Annotated in this window: 5 protein-coding genes and 1 pseudogene; 4 read left to right on the top strand and 2 right to left on the bottom strand. The window is 40.5% G+C overall.

The features are described 5' to 3' along the window. Positions 1-318, bottom strand: a pseudogene (locus tag HMPREF9074_RS10605) (ATP-dependent DNA helicase RecG); the annotation flags it as partial. Between the two features lie 458 nt (positions 319-776). On the opposite strand from HMPREF9074_RS10605, the gene asnA reads away from it, so the two are divergent. The 4 genes from asnA to HMPREF9074_RS10585 all read left to right on the top strand — a co-directional run bounded on the left by asnA (position 777) and on the right by HMPREF9074_RS10585 (position 7427). Beyond that, positions 777-1781 (top strand): aspartate--ammonia ligase, encoded by a 1005-nt coding sequence (gene asnA / locus HMPREF9074_RS10600; RefSeq protein ID WP_009391828.1) that lies wholly within the window; start codon positions 777-779, stop codon positions 1779-1781. 81 nt (positions 1782-1862) lie between these two features. After that, positions 1863-4601 (top strand): WD40/YVTN/BNR-like repeat-containing protein, encoded by a 2739-nt coding sequence (locus HMPREF9074_RS10595; RefSeq protein WP_009391829.1) that lies wholly within the window; start codon positions 1863-1865, stop codon positions 4599-4601. Between the two features lie 19 nt (positions 4602-4620). Beyond that, positions 4621-5199 (top strand): flavin reductase family protein, encoded by a 579-nt coding sequence (locus HMPREF9074_RS10590; protein WP_009391831.1) that lies wholly within the window; start codon positions 4621-4623, stop codon positions 5197-5199. Between the two features lie 164 nt (positions 5200-5363). Then, on the top strand, positions 5364-7427 hold the full coding sequence (locus HMPREF9074_RS10585) for a M13 family metallopeptidase (protein WP_009391833.1): 2064 nt from the start codon (positions 5364-5366) through the stop codon (positions 7425-7427). Here the strand turns inward: HMPREF9074_RS10585 and HMPREF9074_RS10580 are convergent. Continuing rightward, a partial coding sequence (locus HMPREF9074_RS10580; protein ID WP_034540707.1) for a phytoene desaturase family protein occupies positions 7391-8074 on the bottom strand: 684 nt, incomplete at its 5' end. The two genes, HMPREF9074_RS10585 and HMPREF9074_RS10580, sit on opposite strands and share 37 nt — an antisense overlap.

Raw genomic sequence — 8074 nt, 5'->3', positions numbered from 1 at the left:
TATCCACTTGTGTCCTTTGAACCATACTAACTCCATTTGCCCCGTTTCATCTACAAAAGTAGCTACTAAACGCGCTTGCTTCTGCTGTGCTGAGGCTACCGTACGCAAGTTTACAATCTTACCAATAAGCTGTACTTCGGCATTATTATTTTGTAACTCATTGATTTTATAAAACTTGGTACGATCTATATACCGGTTAGGAAATAGGTTTAGCAAGTCTTGATACTGCTCTATGCCTAATTCGGACTTAAGCAGTTCTGCCCGCTGTTTGCCTACCCCTCGCAGGTATTCTACAGAAGTATGTAAAAGATTTGGCACTTGTGTCATTTAAAGAAATGAATGTTTTTGGTGCAAAGATAGTGATAATTTGTCAATTTGACAATTTGTCGATTTGACAAATTAGGTAAAACAAACGAAATTATTGGGTTAGTGGGAGGGCTCAGAAGGCTGAGAGGGCTGGAGGTAGCATATTTTTCTGGTTTTTAGGCGATAATTAGACGTTTGGATTTCGCTCATCTTTCGGTAATCCTTCGGTGATCTTGTATTCTTCCTATATCTAAAGTAAAGGGAAGCTATAGAAGAAATTTTTTCTGAAAGAACTGAGAAGGCTGGGAGGATTGAGAGGGCTGGGAAAAGTGGGACAGGTGAGACAAGTGGGAGGGCTGAGAAGGCTGAGAAGATTGTCACGTTCTAAAAATGGTTAGCAAATGAGACAAATAAATATGGTACAAATTTTGCATTCTTTCTTCATTGGCAAATTAGCAAATTGACTCATTATGATTATCATTCCTAAAAACTACGTATCGCCTTATGGCATTATGGATACCGAACGCGCTATCAAGCTTATTAAAGATACTTTTGAAACTACTTTGGCTCGTGCGCTTCACCTCACTCGTATCTCTGCTCCACTGTTTGTAAAACGCGCTACAGGACTTAATGACGACCTGAACGGTGTGGAACGCCCAGTGAGTTTTGAAATGAAAGACGCTGAAGGACAGACTATTGAAATTATTCACTCGCTCGCTAAATGGAAGCGTTTGGCACTAAAGCGTTATGGCATCAGCCTACACGAAGGTATTTATACCGATATGAACGCTATCCGCCGCGATGAAACCTTAGACAATACACATTCTATCTACGTAGACCAATGGGACTGGGAAAAGGTTATAGCCCCTACTGACCGGACTTTGTCGTACTTGCAACAAACAGTAAATCAGCTTTATAATGCTTTTTTGGAAACAGAAGCTGCCCTTGTAGCTCATTACCCCAAGTGCAAGGCTTTCCTGCCTAAAGAGGTGACTTTTATCAGTTCACAAGAACTTGAAGACCGCTACCCTACTCTATCGTCTCAAAAACGCGAAGAAGTATTTGCTAAAGAAAAGGGCGCTATTTTCATCACTCAAATAGGAAAAACACTACGCTCAGGTAAAAAACACGACAACCGCGCCCCTGACTATGACGATTGGGAACTAAACGGTGACCTTATTTTATGGAATCCGGTGTTGGACAGTGCCTTAGAATTATCGTCTATGGGGATACGCGTAGATGAAAAATCATTAGCAGACCAATTGCAAGTGGCTAATGCTGAACACCGCAAAAGCTTAGACTACCACCAAATGCTCTTAAAAGGAGAGCTCCCTCTGACTATTGGTGGCGGTATCGGTCAGTCGCGTATTTGTATGTTGCTTATGCAGAAAGCACATATAGGGGAGGTACAAGCCTCTATCTGGACAGATGATATGCTGCTGCTTTGTGAAGAAAACGGCATTCAGTTGCTGTAATTTAAATAAAATGTTGTACATTTGCACTGCATTACGTGAGATAAATGCGTTATTACAAACTAATGAAAATAACAAAACCCAATGAAAAATAAGACAAATATTTTTGTACTTTTATTCTCAATTGCTACCACAAGCCTTATGGCACAGGAGTTACTTCCGCTATCTTTGCGCCAAAAAGAAGAACTAAAAAAACAATCGTGGGTACGCGAAACTCCTTTTGAACCGGTGAAAGTAAAAGATATGGGAAACCGTATCAGTGCTTTGGCTGTGAACCCTGCTAATGCTAGCCATTTCGTAGTGGCTCCTCATCAAGGGGGGGTGTGGCTTACCCAAAACGGAGGGGAGACTTACCGCGAGCTATGCACTACCCTGCCCTCACAAACGATTACAGCTCTGGCAATGAATTGGCAGTCAGGTACGTTAGCAGTGGCTACTCCCTATGGATTATTCGTTTCTACTGATAATGGCAAAACTGTTGATTTTAGGGGACTTGCTGGACTTAAACACATCACAGCCATTTATCTATCGCCCTCTAATCCTCAAGAGATAGTAGTAGGCGTATTAGGCAATAAGTATAAAACAGATGAAAAGCGCGGTATCTTCAAAAGTAATGATGGAGGCAAAACGTGGCAGCAAAAGCTATTTGTAGGTACTCGCACGGGTATCAGCGACATAGTAGCTACCCCTGATGGCAGCACTCTACTAGCTACCGCTTGGGAGATAAATGACAGTCCGTGGAATAGTGTGCCTTACGGCAGCAATAGTGCCATCTACAAAAGCACTGACAAGGGCAACACTTGGACGAAAATAACGGCTAACAATGGTTTTCTAAAAGGTAATGCCATAGGCAGAATAGGAATTAGCTGTGTAGATGCACAAACCTATTACGTTGTAGTAGACAACCGCAACTATAAGAAAAAAGAGAGCAGTAACAGCCTACAAAAACAGACTCACTTACAGCTTACCGCTCAAGATTTTGATGGTATGAGCAAGAGCGATTTTCTCGCCTTAGACAACAGTCGGTTAAATCGGTTTTTATACAACGTAGGAGAAAACAAAAAGTACACCGCTCAACACCTGAAAGATATTATTAGTGCTGAAGTGACCTCGCCCAGCAAGTTACTCAACTTTTTAGGCACCAGCGAAAAAGAAGTTATAGGAGCTGAAATATACCTCACTACCGATGGGGGTACTTCGTGGCAAAAAACAAACACCCAACCCTTAAATGATGTGTATTACCAAAATGGCGAACGCTTTGCCTCTATCAGTGCTGACCCTGCCGACAAAGAGCACGTACTTATCGGTGGTTACCCTTTATTGGAGTCAGTTGATGGAGGAAAAACGTGGCGCAGCAAACAGCCTGTAAATCTTGGAAGTGGTTATGAGCAATTATATCAGCAGCAAGGCACCCTATTTTGCACTACTCCGTATGGGCTAATGCTTTCTTACGACAGTGGACGTACTTTTGCGACTAAAAACGTTCCTCAAGCGATGAATTTTGAGCAATTGACATATGACAACGCTAACAAAACACCTTACTTTATTAGCAAACAAGGCGTACTGGCCAAAAATAACGCACAATGGAATATCTTTAAGCTCCCTATTAACCGTTTAACCTTTGGAAATGAGACCTATGCAGCTGCCTCTTACGGTCGTTTCTTTACTTTTTATCCTAATAAAGACCAACAAACAGCCTTGGGCACTATGTATTACGGCGAAAGTAAAGCCCCTTTGCGTTTTGGCAAGTACGCTCCTCTATTGGTTTCACCTCAAAATAAAGACATCATTTATATAGGAAGCAATAAATTGCATATCTCTTTAGACAAAGGGCGCAATTGGCGCACTATCTCTGACGATGTAACCAATGGGAACAAACAAGGTAACAAGGCATATGGCACTATCTCGGCAATAGCAGAATCGCCTTTTATGTTTGGCTTGCTATACACAGGTAGTGATGATGGTATGATATACACTTCTGACAATGGAGGTGTATCGTGGAAGCAGATATACAACGCTTTCCCTCGTGCACTACGCGTGAATAACCTTATTGCCTCAAAACATCAGCGCAACCGCGTACTCACCACCCTTATAAGCACTGATGAAACGGCTACTGACCCTTTTATTTTCATCAGTAATGACAATGGAAAAAGTTGGACAGACATTCGTTCAGACCTGCCTGACAGCAGGGTAAATGTACTAAAAGAAGACCCTATAAACGAACAAATACTATACGCTGGCACTGACAACGGTTTGTACATTTCGTTTAACTTAGGAGAAAGTTGGCAACCTTTTAGCAAAGGGCTGCCTGAGACAGGTATCGCCGACCTTATGATAGACGAAAATACCGGTGAAATGACGGTAGCTACCCTAGGGCGTGGGCTTTATCGCACCTCTATAAAGATGATGCAAGAACTGCGAGTAGCTATTACCTCACAAGAATTTTACCCCTTTGAAGCCCCTATCAGCATAAACTATTCGGCTAAATGGGGCAATGCTGCTAATGAATGGGAAGAGCCTCTAAAACCTACTGTATACAGCTATGCTTTTGCTTCAGAAGAAGGATTATCAATAAACGTAAAAGTAATGAAAGGTAAAATTACCCTCAATGAGTTTATTTATAAAACCAACAAAGGGTTTAACTACATACCTTACGACCTTACTATTTCGGCAGAAGGCAAAGTAGCCTATGAAAAAAGTGTACAGAAGATATTCCTGCCCACTGCAACTGACGGCAATGTATATCTGCCCAAAGGGCGTTATACCCTTGTATTCACGCTGCCCAACGATTTTGAAGAAGAAAGAACGTTAGAAGTGAAATAAATTAAATAATCAATACTATATGAAGTCTTTTTTACCAAGTATGTTTTATTACGGGTTTCCTGTAGTACTCCTTACTACTATTGATAAAGACGGAAACGCCGATGTTACGCCTATTTCGTGCAACTTTACCTTAGGCACGAATGCTGTGATAGCTCTTGTAAAGCTAAACAAAGCCTATCATAATGTAATGGAAGTACCCGAAGTGGTATTCAACCTGCCTTCGGCAGAAATGTGGGAGAAAGTAGAGGCAATAGCCCCCTATACTGCGCAAAACCCTGTACCCCCTCAGAAAGTAGGTAAGTACGCTTATACTGACGACAAGTTTGCTATAGGTGGTTTTACCCAATTGCCTTCTGAAAAGGTTCGTGTTCCTCGTATAGCTGAGTGCCCTATACAAGCAGAAGCCGTAGTGAAGCAAGTGAATGACCGCGGCACATACGCCCTAATAGAGCTTGAGTTTGTTCAAGTACACGCTGAAGACCATTTAGTGATGGAGGAAAACAAAATCAATCCGTTAGCGTGGGAACCTCTTATCTATAACTTTAAGCATTATTATGGCTTAGGAGAGCACAAAGGACTTAATTTTACTATTAAATAGCCTTAGCTGTTAGTAGTTAGTTATTAGCCGTTAGCTGTTAGTTATTAGCCGTTAGCTGTTAGTTTGGCTAGCAGCTAATAACTTTTATAAAAAAACTAATAACACACTTGCTAATTAAGAATTTATTATTACCTTTGTGGTATCAATTCAAAAAACCTAATATTATGATGAGAAAAACAACTAAAACCGTACTGTTACTTTCATCAATGGGGCTAATGATAGCCTGCGGAAATAACAAAAAAACAGAAAACACAATGAGTGAAAACACAAATGTAGACAAGGGAATTGCCCTTGCTGAAATGGACACTACCGTGCGTCCGCAAGATGATTTCTACAATTATGTAAATGGTACTTGGGCTAAAACTGCCCAAATACCCGCTGACAAACCTACGTGGGGTTCTTTTCATATTCTACGTGAGAAAACCGATGAGAACTGTCTGCTTATTTTAGACAATTTGCTAAAAGAAAACTTTGAACAAGGCACTGAAGGACAGAAGATAAAAGACCTATATGAATCTTTCATAGACTGGAACAAGCGCGATGCTGAGGGACTAAAACCTATAGAAGGCTATCTAAACAAAATTGATGCTATTAAAACGCTTGCTGACCTTCAAAAATACTTAGAAGAGGCTACTAAAGAAGGTGAAAACCCTATCTGTGCTTGGGGCGTGTATGCCGATATGAAGGATTCTAACACCAATACCGTTTATCTTGGTAACTTTAGCATCGGTATGGGACGCGATTATTATCAAAAGGATAATAAAGAGAATACTGAAGCGCTACAAAAATACCAAGATTACGTAGCTGCTATCTTCAAAGTGTTAAAAGATGACAAAGCTGCTGAAAAAGCTAAAAAAATAGTAGATTTTGAGCGCTCTGTAGCTAAACTAATGCTAACCAATGAGGAAGACCGCAACCCTAACCTCAGCTATAACCCCCAAACTATGGAGGAGCTTAGCAAATTGGTTAAAAACCTCAACTTGCCTCAATACCTCAAAAATGTAGGTGTAAATATTGATAAGGTGGTAGTTTCTGAAATTCGTTTGTACAAACAATATGACAAGTTTATCAACGAAAAGAACTTACCTCTGCTAAAAGATTACCTAAAATACCAATTGGTAGCTGATAACGCAAGCAACCTTACTAAAGAGCTTGATGAACTTTCTTTTAACTTCTACAATAAAGAATTGCAAGGACAACAAGAGCAACGCCCAATGAACAAACGCGCTCTAAGTGTTATCAACAATATTTTGGGAGAAGCCTTTGGTAAGCTGTATGTAGAAAAATACTTCCCTGCTAAAGCTAAAGAAGAGATGGTAACTTTAGTAGACTACCTCAAAAAGAGTTTTGCTCAACACATAAAAGAAGTGACTTGGATGTCTGATGCTACAAAAGAAAAAGCATTGGCTAAACTGAACAAATTCACCGTAAAAGTAGGGTATCCTGACAAATGGGAAGACTACTCTAAACTTACCATTGAACCCGCTGCTAAGACTGTTTATTTTGCTAACTTGCAACGCGTGAGCGAATGGGCTTACCAAAAGAGTTTGGAGAAAGTAGGCAAACCTGTTGATAAAACTAAATGGGGAATGTCGCCACAAACCGTAAATGCGTATTACAACCCGCTATATAATGAAATCGTATTCCCTGCTGCTATCTTACAACCTCCTTTCTTTAACTTTGAAGCTGACCCAGCAGTGAACTTTGGTGGTATAGGAGCTGTAATAGGACACGAAATGACCCACGGTTTTGATGATAGTGGTGCTGAGTTTGATGGAGATGGTAACCTACAAAACTGGTGGACACCTGAAGACAAAAAGAACTTTGAAGATGCTACCAAAGCTCTTGCTGCACAATTTGACAAGTATGAACCTGTGAAAGGCGTATTCGTAAACGGTACTTTCACTAGTGGTGAAAACATAGCTGACCTTGGTGGAGTAAACATCGCTTTTGATGCCCTACAAATGTATTTGAAAGACAAAGGACAAGTGGGTAAAATAAGCAACTTTACACAAGAACAACGTTTCTTTATCTCTTGGGGTACTGTATGGCGTACGCTTTCTAAAGAACAATACCTCACCAATCAAGTGAAGACAGACCCTCATAGCCCTGGTTACTTCCGTTCATTTGGTCCTCTTGTGAATGTTGATGCTTGGTATAAAGCCTTTGATGTAAAAGAAGGAGATAAACTCTATAAAAAACCTGAAGACCGCATTAAGATTTGGTAAGTTAGCACTGCACTGATGGTAACCCCTACCAATCCGTGCATTGCAACACTTTGCCCTACGAGATATAAATTCTTAATGTGAGTTTGTGGCATAAAAACGCTTTCCATTATATGGTCAGCGTTTTTTTTGTAGCCGTAAATAGCCCCCATAGCACTGCCTATATAGTCGCGGTAAGTAAGAGGGGTAGATGTGTAATAATAAGCGATAGATTGCTTGATAGTAGGGAACTTTTGGGCTACAACATCTAATAAATCTAAAGCGCGTTGGCGTTTGAAAAGTTCGTATTGCTCTCCCCTACCCTCTCCTTGAGTACAAGTACTAAAACTCTCTTGCCAGCGGTGTAGTTCATCAGGAGCCATATAGGTAAGAATAGTGATATTATCGGTATAAGCTCCCCCATTCTTTGGTGGATTCATAGAGAGCATATATGATAGTGGAAAATCATTAGTGGCATATTGTGCAGTGTTATACACACTATCATTATCCTTAAACCAGTAGATATTATAAGGTAAATAAAGGAAAATATTAGGCTTAAGCACCAAGTGCAATGAAAAAGCCGAAGCTGTAGGTTGCAGTCCCTGTACGCGCTTATAGAAAGAAGGTTTGAAAGCTTGCTTACCAGCTATCTGTAGTAATTGCTTTACATC

It is taken from the genome of Capnocytophaga sp. oral taxon 329 str. F0087 (assembly GCF_000213295.2).
Taxonomy (GTDB): domain Bacteria; phylum Bacteroidota; class Bacteroidia; order Flavobacteriales; family Flavobacteriaceae; genus Capnocytophaga; species Capnocytophaga leadbetteri_A.
This window is presented reverse-complemented; position numbering and strand designations above follow the sequence as displayed.

Excerpts from the sequence above, each read along its gene's own strand:
- HMPREF9074_RS10590 (WP_009391831.1), top strand. The coding sequence starts at position 4,621 with ATGAAGTCTTTTTTACCAAGTATGTTTTATTACGGGTTTCCTGTAGTA.
- asnA (WP_009391828.1), top strand. The coding sequence starts at position 777 with ATGATTATCATTCCTAAAAACTACGTATCGCCTTATGGCATTATGGAT.
- HMPREF9074_RS10585 (WP_009391833.1), top strand. The coding sequence starts at position 5,364 with ATGATGAGAAAAACAACTAAAACCGTACTGTTACTTTCATCAATGGGG.
- HMPREF9074_RS10595 (WP_009391829.1), top strand. The coding sequence starts at position 1,863 with ATGAAAAATAAGACAAATATTTTTGTACTTTTATTCTCAATTGCTACC.